The organism is Flavobacterium sp. WC2409 (assembly GCF_041200085.1).
GTDB lineage: Bacteria > Bacteroidota > Bacteroidia > Flavobacteriales > Flavobacteriaceae > Flavobacterium.
Genome location: NZ_CP165625.1, coordinates 1,130,139 through 1,147,248 on the forward strand (window position 1 = coordinate 1,130,139; position 17,110 = coordinate 1,147,248).

General features: G+C 31.7%; 13 protein-coding genes. 2 read left to right on the forward strand and 11 right to left on the reverse strand.

The window, feature by feature from the left end; translation table 11 throughout:
* Positions 1-224: 224 nt before the first annotated feature.
* On the forward strand, positions 225-1,760 hold the full coding sequence (locus tag AB3G34_RS04915; RefSeq protein ID WP_367769336.1) for a YifB family Mg chelatase-like AAA ATPase: 1,536 nt from the start codon (positions 225-227) through the stop codon (positions 1,758-1,760).
* Positions 1,761-1,984: 224 nt separating this feature from the next.
* The gene (locus AB3G34_RS04920) at positions 1,985-2,683 is read left to right on the forward strand and encodes a pseudouridine synthase (RefSeq protein WP_367769339.1); all 699 of its coding nucleotides are present in this window, start codon (positions 1,985-1,987) and stop codon (positions 2,681-2,683) included.
* A 484-nt stretch (positions 2,684-3,167) separates the two neighbouring features.
* Here the strand turns inward: AB3G34_RS04920 and AB3G34_RS04925 are convergent, their stop codons facing one another.
* The 11 genes from AB3G34_RS04925 to panB form a co-directional block, all read right to left on the reverse strand.
* Positions 3,168-4,457: a DEAD/DEAH box helicase gene (locus AB3G34_RS04925; protein WP_369753620.1), complete on the reverse strand. Its 1,290-nt coding sequence runs from the start codon at positions 4,455-4,457 to the stop codon at positions 3,168-3,170.
* 214 nt (positions 4,458-4,671) lie between these two features.
* Positions 4,672-5,037 carry a hypothetical protein gene (locus AB3G34_RS04930; RefSeq protein ID WP_367769344.1) on the reverse strand — a complete coding sequence of 122 codons (366 nt, stop codon included), beginning with the start codon at positions 5,035-5,037 and terminating at the stop codon, positions 4,672-4,674.
* 203 nt (positions 5,038-5,240) lie between these two features.
* Positions 5,241-6,101, reverse strand: coding sequence for a neutral zinc metallopeptidase (locus tag AB3G34_RS04935; RefSeq protein ID WP_367769347.1), 861 nt, complete (start codon positions 6,099-6,101; stop codon positions 5,241-5,243).
* Positions 6,102-6,156: 55 nt separating this feature from the next.
* On the reverse strand, positions 6,157-10,215 hold the full coding sequence (locus AB3G34_RS04940; RefSeq protein WP_369753621.1) for a PAS domain S-box protein: 4,059 nt from the start codon (positions 10,213-10,215) through the stop codon (positions 6,157-6,159).
* A 113-nt stretch (positions 10,216-10,328) separates the two neighbouring features.
* On the reverse strand, positions 10,329-11,111 hold the full coding sequence (locus tag AB3G34_RS04945; protein ID WP_369753622.1) for a hypothetical protein: 783 nt from the start codon (positions 11,109-11,111) through the stop codon (positions 10,329-10,331).
* A gap of 37 nt (positions 11,112-11,148) precedes the next feature.
* Complete coding sequence (locus AB3G34_RS04950) at positions 11,149-11,886, reverse strand: nitroreductase family protein (RefSeq protein ID WP_367769355.1); 738 nt, start codon at positions 11,884-11,886, stop codon at positions 11,149-11,151.
* Positions 11,877-13,205 (reverse strand): aldehyde dehydrogenase, encoded by a 1,329-nt coding sequence (locus tag AB3G34_RS04955; protein WP_369753623.1) that lies wholly within the window; start codon positions 13,203-13,205, stop codon positions 11,877-11,879. Before AB3G34_RS04955 ends, AB3G34_RS04950 begins: the two co-directional genes overlap by 10 nt.
* 72 nt (positions 13,206-13,277) lie before the next feature.
* Positions 13,278-13,967: an RluA family pseudouridine synthase gene (locus tag AB3G34_RS04960; protein ID WP_369753624.1), complete on the reverse strand. Its 690-nt coding sequence runs from the start codon at positions 13,965-13,967 to the stop codon at positions 13,278-13,280.
* Between the two features lie 17 nt (positions 13,968-13,984).
* A complete protein-coding gene (locus AB3G34_RS04965; RefSeq protein ID WP_369753625.1) occupies positions 13,985-15,403 on the reverse strand; it encodes an ArnT family glycosyltransferase in 1,419 nt (472 codons plus the stop codon).
* Between the two features lie 16 nt (positions 15,404-15,419).
* Positions 15,420-16,178, reverse strand: a complete 759-nt coding sequence (locus AB3G34_RS04970; protein ID WP_369753627.1) for a glycosyltransferase — start codon at positions 16,176-16,178, stop codon at positions 15,420-15,422.
* Positions 16,179-16,238: 60 nt separating this feature from the next.
* The gene (gene panB / locus AB3G34_RS04975) at positions 16,239-17,057 is read right to left on the reverse strand and encodes a 3-methyl-2-oxobutanoate hydroxymethyltransferase (RefSeq protein WP_367752660.1); all 819 of its coding nucleotides are present in this window, start codon (positions 17,055-17,057) and stop codon (positions 16,239-16,241) included.
* Between the last annotated feature and the right edge of the window lie 53 nt (positions 17,058-17,110).

Sequence of the window (17,110 nt, forward strand, 5' to 3'; positions counted from 1 at the left end):
ACAAATTGGGCGTAAGGTCTAATGCTTAAGTTTTGAAACTTCATTTTTTTGTAAGCAAATAATAAGTGACATAATAAATCAAATTTAGATTTCATGATTCTATAATCCATCTCTTTTTTAAAAATTAGAGTAGTAAAATAGTATTGCTAATGTGTTATTATTTAGTAAGATAAATCTATAGTTTGGTATGTTAAAATTCGTTATTTTTAAAAAAAATATACGCCATGTTAGTTAAAGTTTTTGGAAGTGCCGTTTTTGGTGTTGAAGCCACAACAATTACTGTTGAAGTAAATATTGATAAAGGAATTGGATATCATTTAGTAGGGTTGCCTGATAACGCAATTAAAGAAAGTAGTTATAGAATTGCTGCTGCTCTCAAAAACACAGGCTACCACATGCCGGGTAAAAAGATCACAATCAATATGGCACCTGCTGATTTGCGAAAAGAAGGTTCAGCCTATGATTTAACTTTAACCATAGGAATCTTGGTTGCTTCTCAGCAAATTGAAGCCAAAGAATTGGAGAAATATATAATTATGGGAGAACTTTCTCTCGATGGAAGTTTGCAACCTATTCGTGGTGCTTTGCCAATTGCTATAAAAGCAAAAGAAGAAGGATTTAAAGGTTTTTTTCTGCCAAAACAAAATGTAAAAGAAGCTGCAATAGTAGCTGGATTGGATGTTTATGGAGTTGAAAATGTACAGGAAGTCATTGATTTTCTAGAAGGGAAAGGCAATCTAGAACCCACAACAATTGATACGAGAGCCGAATTTTATAAAGATTTAGATTTTCCTGAATTTGATTTTAGCGATGTGAAAGGGCAGGAGTCTATAAAAAGATGTATGGAAATAGCGGCTGCTGGAGGACATAATATTATTTTGATTGGTCCGCCAGGTGCTGGAAAAACAATGCTTGCCAAACGTTTACCAAGTATTTTACCACCAATGACGTTACGAGAAGCCTTAGAAACAACTAAAATCCATAGCGTAGCAGGAAAGTTGAAAGAAGTAGGTTTGATGAATCAGCGGCCTTTCAGGAGTCCACACCATACTATATCTAACGTAGCACTCGTTGGTGGGGGGAGTTATCCCCAACCAGGAGAGATTTCGATGGCACACAATGGGGTTTTATTTCTGGATGAGTTACCCGAATTTAAGCGTGATGTTCTCGAAGTGATGCGTCAACCACTAGAAGATCGTGAAGTAACCATCTCTAGAGCCAAGTTTACCGTTACTTATCCCTCTTCATTTATGCTGGTAGCAAGCATGAATCCAAGTCCAAGTGGTTTTTTTAACGATCCCGATTCACCACAAACGTCTTCACCACACGAAATGCAACGGTATTTAAGTAAAATATCAGGGCCTTTATTGGATCGAATTGACATCCATATCGAAGTAACTCCCGTTCCGTTTGAAAAATTATCGGAAGATCAAAAAGCAGAAAGTAGTGTTGATATTCGAAAAAGAGTTACTGCAGCCCGAGAATTACAATCAGCACGTTTTGAGCAAATGGAAAACATCCATTACAATGCGCAAATGAATACCAAACACATTAGGGAATATTGTGCTCTTGATGATACATCCAAATTACTTTTGAAAACAGCCATGGAACGATTGAATCTTTCGGCGCGGGCGTACGATCGCATTTTGAAGGTAGCACGCACGATCGCAGACCTTGATGCTGCGCCTACTGTTGTTTCTAGTCATATTGCCGAAGCCATTCAGTATAGAAGTTTGGATCGAGATGGTTGGTTGGGATAAATTAGATTTCAGATTTTTGATTGCAGATATTTAAACTATGCTAGGCAAACTCTTCAACTTTGAGGAAGTGACTTTATAAAAGAGCATTGGGATACAATTTAAATAACAGTTTTAGCAATTGTAATCTTCTATTTTGTTTTTCGAGCTAAAATGAAAAAAGAAAAGTATAGAAATAAATAAGTCAAAAAAGAGAGTTCTATCAAAATCTCTTTTATTTTTGCCAAATGTTAGAAATTCTTTACCAAGACGAATATATTATAGCAATTAATAAACCAAGTGGATTGTTAGTCCACAAATCATTTTACGCGCGCGATGCAAAAGTTTTTGCTATTCAAGAATTGAGAAATCAAATAGGAGGGCGACACGTTTATCCTATTCATCGGTTAGATCGCAAAACATCTGGTGTCTTGTTATTTGCATTGGATAAAGATGCTTTAAAAATTATGAATGATCGTTTTGCCACACGCGAAGTAGAAAAAAAATATTTAGCAATTTTACGTGGTTGGTCACCCCAAGAACTAACGATTGATTATGATTTAACCAATGATGATGGCATTGTACAAAATGCAATAACATACTTTCATCGATTGCAAAGTACCGAAATTGAGTTAGAATTTAACAATAAACCAACGTCACGATATTGTTTAGTAGAAGCGATTCCTGAAACTGGACGTATGCATCAATTACGAAAACATTTCAAACATATTTTTCATCCCATTTTAGGAAGTCGCCCTCATGGTTGTAACAAACAAAATAAATTATGGTTGGAGAATTTTGAACTGAAAGGAATGATGCTTCATGCACATCAGTTAATTTTTAATCATCCAATAACAAATGAACAACTTATCTTGAATGCAAAGATTAATGAAGAGTTTAGCAGAGTAGGTTCTATTCTTAATCTAGATTTGAAGACCTATGAATAGCATGCTAATTTGTAAATTTACGCTTTAAATTAGTGTAGTATTTGGAAATAATAGTTTTCAGTATAAAGAGGAACAGATTTTAGGACAAAACATTAAGGATAAATACACACTTTTTGTCATTCCGAAGAATGAGGAATCCCATTATTTACTAACGTTATGGAATTTATTATTGGAGTGGGCAAGGATTGCAAATCCGCGCTATCGTCGTCGGCAAGAAATTATGGTAATGATGACCAGACCGTTTTATAGATAGATATAAATTGATTTAGATTGTGTTCACGAGCGGACGCTCGCGCCAGCCGGTGATTTGTCCGATGAATTTACAAAATGGTATTATTGAAAATAAAAATGCCCTAAATAGCCCCGATAGAAACGAAAATCCCTGTGTGGGCTAGCGTTTAGCCCTCACAAGGATTGTAGTGTATAGCGGGAGATAACGTTTATAAAAACGAAATCGTTCTGCTCCTAAAAATTTAAAAATGTATTATCTATTTGGGCGTCTTTCATTATTTTGACTAGGACGTCTAGGACCAAAACTGTTATTACTACTACGGTTTGTAGTATCTGTTTTTGGTTTCCTTGGAGTTGAATTGCGTTGTTGTCGCCCTTGCCCTTGTTTGATAGGTTCGGTTGAAGCGTTTGGATCTGGTTCAAACCCTTTAATATTTTCTTTTGGCAATTTCATGCCAATCAATTTCTCGATATCACGTAGAAAAACGGTTTCATCTGGGCTAAATAAAGAAATCGCTTCTCCATTGGCACCAGCTCTCCCAGTACGACCAATACGGTGTACATAATCTTCTGGAATATTAGGTAATTCAAAATTGACAACATGAGGTAATAATGGGATGTCTAATCCTCTAGCCGCAATATCAGTAGCTACTAATGCCGTTAAGCTTCCGTTTTTAAAGCCTGCCAAAGCTTTGGTTCTGGCTCCTTGTCCTTTATTACCGTGAATGGCTGCTGCTTGAATTCCAGCACTAATCATACTTTCAGTTAATTTATTGGCACCTTGTTTGGTACGGGTAAATACCAAAATCTGTTTCCAATTTCCTTCGGTAATCAGTTTGATCACTAATTCGGTTTTTTTCTCTTTTGCAACTGGATATACTTTTTGAGTAATAGCATCGACAGTCGTATTTTCAGGTGTTGCCTCCACTTGAACGGGATGGTTTAAGATACCCATTGCTAATTTTTTAATGTCTTTTGAGAATGTAGCTGAAAACATTAGGTTTTGCCTTTTTGGAGGCAATACTTTCATGATGCGCTCAATATCTCTTAAAAACCCCATGTCTAACATGCGATCCGCTTCATCCAAAACTAAAATTTCTACTTTGTTTAGTGTGATTAATCCTTGATTTTGTAGGTCAATCAATCTACCTGGAGTTGCAACTAAAATATCTATACCTTGATTCAATTGTGCTACTTGTGGTTTTTGATTAACACCTCCAAAGATCACCGTACTGCGTAAATCTAAAAATTCACCGTATTCTTTTATATTGGCTAATATTTGTGCCGCTAATTCACGTGTTGGTGTTAAGATCAAAGCACGAATGGGTCTGTGACTTAAATGTTTTCCTTGTGATAAGATTTGTAATATAGGTAGTGTAAAACCAGCTGTTTTTCCTGTTCCTGTTTGTGCAGATGCCAATACATCTTTGCCTTCTAAGATTGGTGGAATTGATTTTTGTTGTATTGGAGAAGGAGTTGTATATCCTTTTTTGCTGATGGCTTTTAATAAAGCATCAGATAAGCCTAATGAGTTGAATGACATAAATTGTGTTTATGAAGTAAACACTATTATTTTGAGTACTTCTTTAATTTGGCGCGAAGGTACTGCTAAATTGTCCGATCTGCTTTTTAATGATTGATTTTGTTTGAATTTATCATTTCGTTCTACTTCAACTTATTAGAGTACAATGATTTAGTACTTTTGGTTATGCGAAGTCAAAAAGGGGATTTAATGGGTAGGACTATAAAATTTATTACTACGGAACGAAATATTCATTGATAAAAGCATGTTGTTGATTAACATTCATTGTATCTGTTTCTTTTATTTCTATTTTCATTTTTACAAAGCGTTCATCTTCGCTTAGGATGTCAAAAAAGTCAACCTTTGTATTTGAGGGACCAAAAAGGATTATTTTATCATAATTAATTATTGCTTCGGCAATTCTATTGTAATACCTATATACGTTTTTAATAGATGTATTCTTTTCAAGTTTAGATGTCGCTTTATCTTCCAAGTGAAATTCATGTATAATCGTTTGAATTTCAAAAGGTTTTGTAGTAAATTCCATTAAATAGGCAAGAGAATGATCCATCCATATACCTAGTTGCTTCGTTTTTTTCATTTTGTTTACCCATTTATTTCGAGTAAAATTATCGATATAAAGGAGTGTAATTATTTATTTTAGTTAAGAGGTATTTGATATAAGATGAGTTGCAATAAAGTGTCGATGAATTGAATTTAGAATAAAAAAATAATGGCTTAATAAATGTTAGGGACAAAAAAAATCGGGCAATTAGCCCGATTTTAAATACTGATTTTATTTTTTTATTTTAATTCAGCAAAAGTATTTCCTTGCTTGATATCTCCCGTTTTATATCCTTTCATGAACCAGTATTTCCTTTGTTCGGATGTACCGTGAGTAAATGATTCAGGAACAATATGTCCTTGCATTTTTGATTGTATAGCATCATCACCAACTGCATGTGCAGCACTTAATGCTTCATCAAGATCTCCTTCTTCAAGAATGTTATTCATTTTTTGGTTGTAATGTGTCCATACACCAGCATAAAAATCAGCTTGTAACTCTAAGGCTACGGATAATTTATTAGCTTCTGCTTTACTTTTACCTTGTTGCATTTCGCGCATTTTTTCTGATGTGCCTAATAAGGTTTGAACATGATGCCCAATTTCGTGGGCAATAACATAAGCAGTGGCAAAATCACCTCCTTGCGCACCAAAACGGGTTTTTAGTTCTTCAAAGAACGTTAAGTCCATATAGACTTTTTGATCTCCAGGGCAATAAAATGGGCCGGAATCAGAAGTTGCATTTCCACACGCAGTTTCTACAGCTCCGCTAAACAAAACAATATTTGGCTTTTTATAATTGAGATTATTTTCATTGAATATTTTTGTCCAAACATCTTCATTATCTGCTAATAGTGTTTTTACAAAATCTTGTTCTTCAAGCTCTTTTGCTGTTAGATCTCTTTGTTCGGTGGGAGTACTTTGACCTTGATTCATTTGTTCTAGTATTGGCGTAAGCATTTGAGCATTTTCACCACCAAAAACATTTAAAAGTAAAATAATAATTCCTATTATTCCGCCACCTACAATTGTTTTACCACCGGAGGACATGCCTCTTCTGTCTTCGACATTGTCACTTTTTCGTCTACCTTGCCATTTCATATATTATTATTATTATTATTATTATTAGTTATTTCAAATACAAATTTAATTACTGTTACAAGATCCACTTAACAATTGTTTCTTCTATAATTCGTTTAATTATTGGTTTCGATATATAATCATTCATTCCTGCTGAAAGACACTTTTCTTTTATTTCAATTTCTGTGCCAGCTGTAATTGCAATAATAGGAATTGTTTTGCCTAATTCTGACTTTCTAATTGCTTTTGTAGCCTCATAGCCATTCATTATAGGCATTTGGATATCCATGAATATAATATCTGGATTTATATTTTCAAATTGTATTAAAGCTTCGGCCCCATTAACAATTTCAAAAAATTCTGGTTCAAAAAGAACATTTTTAATAATTGTTTTAAGTAGTAGCATATTGATTTTATTATCTTCAACAAGCATGACTTTAAGGTTTCTTAATTTATCATTTGTTTTAAAAATATGCTCCATATTTGTAAAATCCTCTTCAACTGTTTTTGAAAATAGGTCTTCAATATAATCATTACTAGTTTTTAAATCCAGATCAAAATAAAAAACACTACCAAGCCCGATCTCGCTTTCAAGATTTAAACGACTTTTCATTAGTCCAAGTAGTTTATTTGAAATAGTAAGACCTAAACCTGTTCCTCCAAATTTTTTGGTTGTAGAACCATCCTCTTGAGAAAAAGCTTTGAATATTTTTTTCTTATTTTTTTCCAAAATTCCAATTCCAGAATCGACAACTGAAAAGCGTATTTTGGTTTTTGAGTCACTAATTTTTTTAATTATCGAAATATCTAGTTTTATAGTTCCTTTTTCAGTGAATTTTACAGCATTAGCCAAAAGGTTAATCAAAATTTGTTTTAATCGAACAATATCAATCCAGAAATAATTAGGAATATCTGGTGCTATGTTAAGTTCTAGATTTAATTTTTTTTGATTTGATTCATATAGAATTAAATCAATAATTTGACTCATAATTTCCTTAATATCATGTTTTTCTATGTGCAAGTCTAATTTTCCAGCTTCAATTTTTGAAAAGTCAAGAATATCATTTACGATACCCAATAAGGAATGTGCAGATTGGTTTACCGTGATCATATGTTTTTTTTGCACTTCGCCTAGCTCGGTTTTCATTAATAGATCCGTAAAACCAATGATACCATTTAAAGGGGTTCTAATTTCATGACTCATATTAGCTAAAAATTCCGATTTGGCTCTGTTTGCTGCTTCTGCGTATTCACGACCTTTTATCGCTTCCTCAGCCTCTTTTCTTTTTGTAATATCAAGCATGATGCCTTCGATATAAGTTATTTTTCCATTTTTTATAACGGCATCACCAAATTCTTCTACCCAAACAATTTCATTATTTTTTTTAATAATTCGATAGGTAAAATGAAACGGTTCAGATTTAGATAATTTATACGAAGATTCATCTAACACTTTTTTTACATCTTCAGGATGTATCAAATCAGTATAAAAAATTTTCTTATCTAAGAAATCAGATTTTTTAAAGCCAGTAAGTTTTTCTATTTCATCATTAAGATAAATTTTGGTAAACTTATTATCATTCTCTGATAAGTACACTGTTCCAGGTATATTGTTAGCTAAAAGTCTAAATTTTTCTTCGCTTTCATAAATTGCCGTTTCGGTTTCGATTCGGTCAATTGATGATGCTATATTTCTAGCCAAAGTTTGAAGGATATTTACTTCATCTTCGGACCAACTTCTTTCTTCGTTTGTATCATCAAAACCTAAAAAACCATGAAATCTATTCTTTATAAAAATGGGGAATAGTATTAATGAAATTACATCAACATTTAATAATTTATTTTTTAAAGATTCATTTTTAATTTGTGAAACAACAGCTTCATAAATTTTGTTATTTAATAATGGATCTATTAATTCTTCAAAATAGTCATAGGGAATATTTTGAAGTTTTGGATTGTTTTGTGTTAATGTATTGTTGCCCTTTATCCATCTGTATTTTTGGCTAATTAAATTAGTGTCATTATTTTTTTCATAATAATAGGCGCGATGTGATTTTGTCGCTTTCCCCATTATAATAAGGACATCAGCAAAAATATCATTTATGTTTTTACTGTTTAAAAACTTCTCAGTACACAACGTCATTGCTGCTAAAAGTTCACTTTTATATGTTAGTTTTTTTTCAATTTCGAATCTCATTTTTGATTCATAGGCTATAGCTATAATATCCGAAACTGATCTTGCAAAGTTAATATCTTCATTATCCCAATGTTTTATTTCTTCACTCGCTTCAAAACTAATGATTCCTTTTAAATCACCATCGATAAAAACGGGAGTATCGAGTATGGAGTAAATATTATTAGTATTGGTATAATCATTTTCCAATTCATATGTAGTATTGTTTTTAGAAACATCGGAAATAACTACTTGTAATTCATTTTCAATTATTGTAAAATAGTTTGGATATTGTTTTTTTGTTATTTCTTTTCCTGATGTAAATTCATTTTTATTTAATTCATATAATACAAGGCAATCTATTTTATCTGGATAATAATTCCAGTAACTAGCTCTGTTAACCCCAATTTTTTCTGCTGTTATTTTTAAAATCGTTTTTAATTTTGATTCTAAACTTTCATTGCTGGAGTAACTTTTTTCAGTAAATGCTTTTAAAGCGTTGCTGTATTTTTGAATTTTTAATTGTCTTTCTGTTTTTTCTTTTTCAATGTTTTTATAATATGTTACATCTCTTGCAATTACAGAATATCCTTTAATATTATTGTATTGGTCTCTAATAATTGATACTTTTTGTGAAACCCAGATTTCTTCTCCATTTTTCCTGACAATAGGAAATTCTAATATGGGAAAATTAGTCATTTCGGGTGTCGCAGCCGAATAGAAATCTAATACTTTTTGGATATAATCTTCTCTGATTAAAGAATTAAATTTTGAGTTAAACAGTTCTTTCAAACTAAAACCAGTAATCTTTTCTGTACTTTTATTTATAAAAAGGTAATCTCCTTTCCTGTTTAATTCATAAATAATATCATAAGCAGACTCTACAAGATTTTCATATCTTTTTTGAGTTTTAATTTCATTAGTTACATCTTGACCTATTCCAATAATTAAATCATCCGAAAATCGTTTGTCATTCCATTGAATGTATTTATAGTTTCCATTTTTACATTTTAATTTCCTTGTAAACGTTCTTTCAATGATTTCGTTATTATGAAATTCTTCCCCAATAAACTCGGGGTCTTCCGTTACTTTCCAAAATCCTAAGCCCATAACTTCCTCTGAAGTATAACCTAAAATTGACTTTATCGTTTCACTACAAAATTGCACTTCCCCTTTCTTATTAGTAGCCATAATAAGCGAGTTTCCGTTGTTTACAATCTCATTTGAAAACCGAAACTTATCTTTGATATTTAATGATGTTATAAAACTTATATAATTTATTATAAACACTAAAATGGAAAAATTTAATAATATTATAGCAGTTTTATCTGGGATAAGATTAAAAGCACTTGTAGCTGCAATATAAAAAAAGGCAAAAGACATAAAATACCAAAAAATCTTGATAGGCTTGAGTATTGTAAATGAAAAGAAAAAACTAATAATAAAAGTGATTATAGGAACTAATTCTAAGGGGAATAGAATAATACTTCTACAAATTAAAATAAAATAGGCAATATAAATTGTAATAAAAATGTGTTTTATATATTGAAAAACTATTGCCTTTTTAGTGCTGATAAAGTAGATTAATAATAGGAAAACACCAATCATTAAGTTTTGATATAACAAGCTTTTTGGTCTTTCTGAAAAGAAATAAAGGTTGATTTCGGTTATAGGGCTTATGATCCCAAAAAATAACAAATAGGTTTGATATTCCTTATTTCTTATATATTCTTCATTATTTACTTTTATGAATGTATTAGTTAATCTAGATTTAATTTTAAAAAAATTAAAAAACAACATGCAATAACAAATAATTAAAATAGGTAGTAAAACCCATTTTAAATTTGGCGTGTTGTTTATATAATGATAGGGGGGGATTATTTCCATTGCAAATAGATTAATCTCAATTGAGCTAATTATATTTACGATAGTTGAAAATAAAAAGTTTAGGAACAAGATCATTTTATTTTTTTAATTCTTTACGTGTTAAATATTCAACAATTTAATGAATATTTTGCAATATAAAGGATATCATTTTAAAAAATCTAAAAGTTGTTTTTATTATTATATTGAATTTAAAATGGATTGGATTCTGTTTTTTCTTCTGTTTCAAAACCTATGATTTCACTATATATGGCATAGTACATAGAATATAAGAAAGGAAGAGTAAAAAAGATTCCAATGTAAAATACTAAAAAGCCAATTACTGATACTATATAGCCAACTAAAATTAATCCTAAAAGGAGAAAAGGTTTTTTGAAAAAAATAATGACACTTGTTTTTATTGCATCTATGGCTTTTAAATTGCTAAAAATAATAAGTGGAATTGTAATAAATGTCAAAAATAGTATGGCATATGAAACTAAATTCATGACTATCTCAAGTTCAGGTTGATCTAACAACACGGGTAATCCAGTATTGACAATCGAAATTAACAAAGTTGCAATAACGAGTTCTTTAAAATAAGAACTATTGTAGTATTCAAAAATAGTTGAAACATGGAATTCTTTATCTCTTTCTGCACAATAAGCCATTTTAATAAAACCTGCCATAAATGGGCTCAATATTGTAGAAAAGATGATACTACCTACTATGAACGCTATTCTTGAATTTCCAGTTAGATGATCTGGGTTTAAATTTTCAGGTTTTAAAATTTCAGTAAGTTGATTAGCACCAAATTTATAAATTAGTATTGCAGAAACAAATACTGCCATTAAAACCGCAAACACAAAAAATAGAAGCCCTGCATATATGACGATTTTCTTATAGTTTTTGAAAGCCAAATTAAATACGCTTTCAAAACTTAATGTATACCCGTTTTTTTTTATTTCTTCAATTCTATTTTTTTTTGAAAACATGCTGATTTTTGTTTTTGGTAATTTTTAAAATTTGGATTTATAGTTTAAAATAAACCTCTTCAAACGGTATTCTGAATCGATCTCCATATACACCGGTTTCTTCGCGAATTCCACAACCAATAATCATATTAATTTCAGATGATGGTGAAAGGTTTATTATTTTTTTTACGCGCAAGGAATCAAAGCCTTCCATAGGACAAGTATCATAATTGATGGCAGCCATACTAATCATGAAGTTTTGTGCCGCTAATGCAGCACTTTTTTGAGCTACAATTCGCATATCACTTTTTCGCGTTTGTCTATAGGTAGGTTTGAATAAGCCTATGAGTTGGAAGATCAAAAATTTGAATGCACCTGCTATTCCAATAAAATCAAAATAAAGTGTGGGCACTATTTTTTGATAATAGTTTAGGGCGAATTTTTCTCTTTTAGTATAATCAGCTTCTGGTTTCTCTCCGTATTGAGATTTTAAGTAATCTACATTAGATTGTACTCTCTTTTTCCACAAATCTTTTCGAGAAACAATTACGACCATTTGTTTTGCCGTTTTTGCTGCATTTTGACCTAAACAAGCTTCCGTAAGTTGTTCTAGAATTTTAGGAGAGGTAATATGATAGAATTCCCAAAGTTGCATGTTACTACTTGTAGGAGCAAGAGAGGCTAAACGAATGCATTCTTTTACTTTGTCGTCTTCAATGTTTTCATTTTTAAAAACCCGAACGGAGCGCCTATATTGTATTGCTTCACTAACCGTTTTTTCCGTTATTAGACCCATTTTAGCAATTTCTTGATTGTAGTTAATTTATCTTTATAAGGGGCGTAACGCATTGGTAAATCTAACCAATAGGCTTTTTTGACAATTGCTTTTTTATGAGAAAAAGTATCAAAACTTAGTTTCCCATGATACGCTCCAATACCGCTATGACCTACGCCTCCAAAAGGCAGTCTTTTATTAGAAAAATGGATGACCGTATCGTTTATACATCCGCCACCAAAGGAATAATCCTGTATTATTTTTTCAGCAAATACGTTGTTTTTGGTAAATACATATAGCGATAATGGCTTTTCATATCTAGAAATGATGGTATGCAAGTCGGCATCACTTTTATAAGAAAGAATAGGTAATAACGGACCAAAAATCTCCTCTTTCATAATAGGAGTATCGAGCTCTGTTTCCTCGATTAAGGTAGGAGCGATGTACTGTGTAGGTTCATTCGTTTGCCCTCCGAAAATCACTTTCTCTGGTTCAATCATCTGTACTAATCGAGCCCAATTTTTTGAATTAATAATTCGAGCAAAATCGGGAGAGGTTTCTGGTTTTGCACTATATGCTAAAGTAATTTCTTTTTTTAAAAATTCGACAAACTCCGTTTTTATATCATTATGGACTAATAAATAATCGGGTGCAATACAAGTTTGTCCAGCATTTATAAATTTTCCCCAAACGATTCTTTTTGCAGCCAGTTTTAAATTGGCAGTTTCATGAATGATACAAGGATTTTTCCCACCAAGTTCAAGTGTTACAGGAGTTAGGTTTGCGGCGGCTGCTTTGGCTACTATTTTTCCAACTGGAACACTACCCGTAAAAAATATATAATCCCAGCGTTTTGCTAATAAACGTTGAGAAACTTCAATACCACCTTCTATGACTTCTACATGATTCACTGCAAAAGTTTTAGTTATAATTTTGGTTATCACTGCCGATGTGTGAGGCGTTAACTCAGAGGGTTTAAGTACTACTTGATTTCCAGCAGCGATTGCCGAGACTAAAGGACAGAGAGCCAATTGAAAGGGATAGTTCCAAGGAGCTATTATCAACACTTTGCCATAAGGCTCTTTATAGACATAGTCTAAGGAGGGGAAATTCACGATTGATGGAAGCACCATTTTGGGTTTTCCCCATTTTTTTATATTCTTTATGGTGTCTTTTAATTCTGTAATTACATAATTTGTTTCTGTCAGAACCGCTTCAAAAGCAGGTTTTTTAAAATCATCATATAAAGCTTGAATTATTTCATTTTCATGAATTATAATAATATTGAGCAGTTTTTTTAAAACTTCTTTTCGGTATTTTATATTTGTTTTATAATTCATCTTAAAATTAAATATTTTAATGGCTATGCAAGATAATTTAAATTTTTAATTCTAATTTTTATCAAATTAAAATTATAGCGCATTCCAAATAACTTCATTTGGAACTGGTGCTATTATCTTGATTTCTTCTTTAGAGACTGGGTGAATAAAAACTAATTTTCGAGCATGTAAATGAATACCACCATCTGGATTAGAACGATCAAATCCATATTTCAAATCTCCTTTTATTGGTGAACCAATGGATGCCAATTGTGCTCGAATTTGATGATGTCTTCCAGTATGTAAATTAATTTCTAAAGCAAAATAATTGGTTAATTCTTTGAAAACAGTGTAATCTAAACTGGCTATTTTACTATCAGGAACCTCTTTTATATGTGCTTTCGAAGTATTGTTTTTTTCATTTCTTTTGATAAAATGAATTAATTTATCTTCTTTTTTTAGAGGTTTATTTTTTACAATCGCCCAATATGTTTTTTGAGTTTCTCTATTTTTAAATAATTCATTCAATCGTGTCAGTGCTTTGCTTGTTCTTGCAAATACAACTATTCCGGTTGTGGGCCTGTCAAGACGATGTACAACACCCAGAAATACTTCACCAGGTTTATTGTATTTGTTTTTAATGTATTCTTTTACCACCTCACTAAGTGGCTTGTCTCCCGTTTTATCACCTTGCACGAGATCTCCTACACGTTTGTTTACCACTATGATATGGTTGTCTTCATGAAGTACTTGAAGGTTATTTTTATTGGATAGCTCTTTCATTACTAAATTTTAGTCTCTTATTTTGTTACAAAAATAGCTGTTTTATAATTGCTTTCGGTTAAAACCATTTGTTTCCTATATTTTTCTGGAATTTCATTTTCAGTTTTCTTAAGAGTTACTAAAAATATTTTTTTATGTAATTTAAAAACAGAATCAAATTGGGTAGCATTTTTTATTAATTGTGCTTTTCCATTGGTATAAAATTGACCAGAATAATTTTTCTCTTTCCAATAATATAGTGGTATATCTTTGTTCTCGTTTTTCTCCATAAGATGTTCCAAGATGTACTTATCAGTATTCATTTTGTCATCAAAAATTCCAGTTGCAAGAACGGTATACGCTATAACTGCAATTATTGGAAAAATTAAAGCAACTCGGATGAGTTTCTTTTTACTTTCAAAGTCATCCCACCAATACACCATCAAAAACATGATAGGAAGTGTTACAGGAAGCATATACGTATGGAGTATATTCTTAGATAAAGTAAAGAAAATAGGGGTCCAGAATAACCATAAAACCAAGAAGGAAATCCAGTCGTTTTTCCATATTGATTTTCTATTTTTCCATAATTTATAAAAAACAATTTGCACCCATGGAAGTCCAAAACCAAGCATAAAAAGCCAAATCATTCCTTTTGGTTGTGAGTGACCACTACCATATAAATCTCCTTGCCAGCCGGGTTCAATAAAACGCTTGAAGTGTTCTCCAATTATAAAGTAATCTAGAAAACCAGGTGATTGTTGTTCAGCAAAATAATACCAAGGTAGTCCAATTAGGGCTGTAATTAGAATCCCAATTATAACTGAAAACTTAGAAAACAATTCGCGAAATCTTCTTGTATCCAAGCAACACCATATAAATAATGGGGGAAAAGTAAGCACCATAATAAGTGGTCCTTTGGCCAATAGTCCCAATCCGAAAGCAACAAAAAACAGATAATTCCAATAGGTTTTTTTATCACTTTTCATGGTTTTCCAAAAAGAAATCATCATGATAGCTACACAAAATTCTAAAGCAGTATCAGTTGAAACTACGCCTGTATGTATTAAAAACTCAGGCATCGTTAATAAAATAAAACCGGGTAAATAGAACGAAGCTCCGCTTTTTTTAACCATTTTACCTGCTATAATCACTAATAATATGCTAAGTAAAAAAGATGGAAATCTTGAAGCAAACTCATTTACGCCAAAAATAACATAACTAAAAGCAGACAACCAAGTTGATAATGGGGGTTTTGCCCAAAAAGGAATACCGTAATCAATTTGAGGGACAACCCATTGATTGGTTTCTTGCATAATTCTTGCAATTTCAGCATATCTGGCTTCCGTTTTATCTAGTAAAGGAATTGCTGCAGTCAACAATAATCTAAATAAAGCGATAAGAATTACGGAGATAGATAGAACATAAGAGTTACTTTTAAATTTCTCTGCAATCATTTTTTTAGAGTTTAGGTTAGATTAATTTGGTAGAGTTGTTTTTGTATTTTTTTCTAATTTGGAATAAATCGATCCAAAGTTTAAAAAAGTAGCTTGGTTTAACTTTAGAATTTCCTTTTTCAATCCAAGATTTAAGCGGAACTTCATACATTTTTTGAATGGCTCTTTCTTTTCCAAAAAGGATAATCATTCTAAAGAAGAGCTCAACATCAAACAGCCATTTTGAAATAAATTCTTTTTTAAACAATCGAATCGAAATTTCTCTTGTAAAAACTTTGCAACCACATTGTGTATCGTAAACTTTAATGCCCAATACATGTGAAATAAAAGTCGCAATAACACGACCAATCAAAAAGCGACTATTTTGACGCTCAATTGTGGAACCTATTTTTCTAATTCGGGAACCAAAACAAAATACAATTTCATCCTTTATGTATTTTTGGATTTCCATGAATTCCTCTAGTGTTGTAGCAAGATCAGCATCTAAATACCCAATAAACTGGTGGTCAAAATTTTGATTACAATAGATGATTCCTTCTCTAACTGCTGCTGCTTTACCCGCATTTTTTAATAAAGAAACAATATACACTTGATTCGTATATTGTTTCTTTAAAATATTTAGTAAAGCAAGGGTACTATCAGTTGATCCATCATTTACAAAACAAATCTTTGCGTGATGATAATTATCTAGAAACCTTGAATATTCTTTAATTGTAATTCCTTTTTCCTCATTATAACAAGGAATTACAATAAATGTATTAGGTGGTTCAAGCATAGTAATATTTATTTAGGGTAAATATACAACCATGAATGTTAAAACACCTTTAATAAAAGATTAATACTGTTCTTTTTCATTTGGGAAGTCGCTAGATTTTACATCAGCAACATATTGACTAATGGCTTTAGTCATTCCGTCGTATAAATCCATATAACGACGTAAAAAGCGAGGACTAAATTCATTATTCATTCCTAACATGTCATGAATGACTAGTACTTGACCGTCAACACCACCTCCAGCACCAATTCCAATGACAGGAATCGAAATACTTTTGGCCACTTTTTCAGCTAGATGAGCAGGTATTTTTTCTAAAACTAAAGCGAAACACCCAAGCCTTTCTAATAATTTAGCATCTTCCACTAATTTATCAGCTTCGTCCTCTTCTTTAGCTCTTACGGTATAGGTTCCAAATTTATAAATCGATTGTGGGGTCAAGCCCAAATGTCCCATAACTGGAATTCCAGCATTCAGTATTTTTTTAATTGATTCTTTAATTTCTTTTCCTCCTTCTAGTTTTACCGCATGTCCACCGCTTTCTTTCATGATTCTGATAGAAGAACGCAAGGCTTCTTTGGGATCCGATTGGTAACTTCCAAAAGGTAAATCAACAACAACTAGTGCTCTTTCGATAGCTCGTACCACAGAGGAGGCATGATAAATCATTTGGTCTAATGTAATAGGCAACGTAGTTTCATGTCCCGCCATTACGTTTGAAGCCGAATCTCCAACTAGAATAACATCAATACCGGCTGTATCAACAATCTTTGCCATAGAATAATCATAGGCAGTAAGCATGGAGATTTTTTCTCCATTGGCTTTCATTTCAATTAATGATTTTGTAGTTATTCTTTTATAATCTTTTTTTGCTACAGACATGGAATTGTTACTTTTTGTCCCGTTTTAAGGTGACAGGTTATAGGTTGTAAAAG

What these genes read in the sequence shown, in the direction of transcription:
- AB3G34_RS04920 (WP_367769339.1), top strand. Translation starts at nt 1,985, where the DNA reads ATGTTAGAAATTCTTTACCAAGACGAATATATTATAGCAATTAATAAA.
- AB3G34_RS04940 (WP_369753621.1), bottom strand. Translation starts at nt 10,215, where the DNA reads ATGATCTTGTTCCTAAACTTTTTATTTTCAACTATCGTAAATATAATT.
- AB3G34_RS04950 (WP_367769355.1), bottom strand. Translation starts at nt 11,886, where the DNA reads ATGGGTCTAATAACGGAAAAAACGGTTAGTGAAGCAATACAATATAGG.
- AB3G34_RS04945 (WP_369753622.1), bottom strand. Translation starts at nt 11,111, where the DNA reads ATGTTTTCAAAAAAAAATAGAATTGAAGAAATAAAAAAAAACGGGTAT.
- AB3G34_RS04965 (WP_369753625.1), bottom strand. Translation starts at nt 15,403, where the DNA reads ATGATTGCAGAGAAATTTAAAAGTAACTCTTATGTTCTATCTATCTCC.
- panB (WP_367752660.1), bottom strand. Translation starts at nt 17,057, where the DNA reads ATGTCTGTAGCAAAAAAAGATTATAAAAGAATAACTACAAAATCATTA.
- AB3G34_RS04970 (WP_369753627.1), bottom strand. Translation starts at nt 16,178, where the DNA reads ATGCTTGAACCACCTAATACATTTATTGTAATTCCTTGTTATAATGAG.
- AB3G34_RS04935 (WP_367769347.1), bottom strand. Translation starts at nt 6,101, where the DNA reads ATGAAATGGCAAGGTAGACGAAAAAGTGACAATGTCGAAGACAGAAGA.
- AB3G34_RS04915 (WP_367769336.1), top strand. Translation starts at nt 225, where the DNA reads ATGTTAGTTAAAGTTTTTGGAAGTGCCGTTTTTGGTGTTGAAGCCACA.
- AB3G34_RS04955 (WP_369753623.1), bottom strand. Translation starts at nt 13,205, where the DNA reads ATGAATTATAAAACAAATATAAAATACCGAAAAGAAGTTTTAAAAAAA.
- AB3G34_RS04930 (WP_367769344.1), bottom strand. Translation starts at nt 5,037, where the DNA reads ATGAAAAAAACGAAGCAACTAGGTATATGGATGGATCATTCTCTTGCC.
- AB3G34_RS04960 (WP_369753624.1), bottom strand. Translation starts at nt 13,967, where the DNA reads ATGAAAGAGCTATCCAATAAAAATAACCTTCAAGTACTTCATGAAGAC.
- AB3G34_RS04925 (WP_369753620.1), bottom strand. Translation starts at nt 4,457, where the DNA reads ATGTCATTCAACTCATTAGGCTTATCTGATGCTTTATTAAAAGCCATC.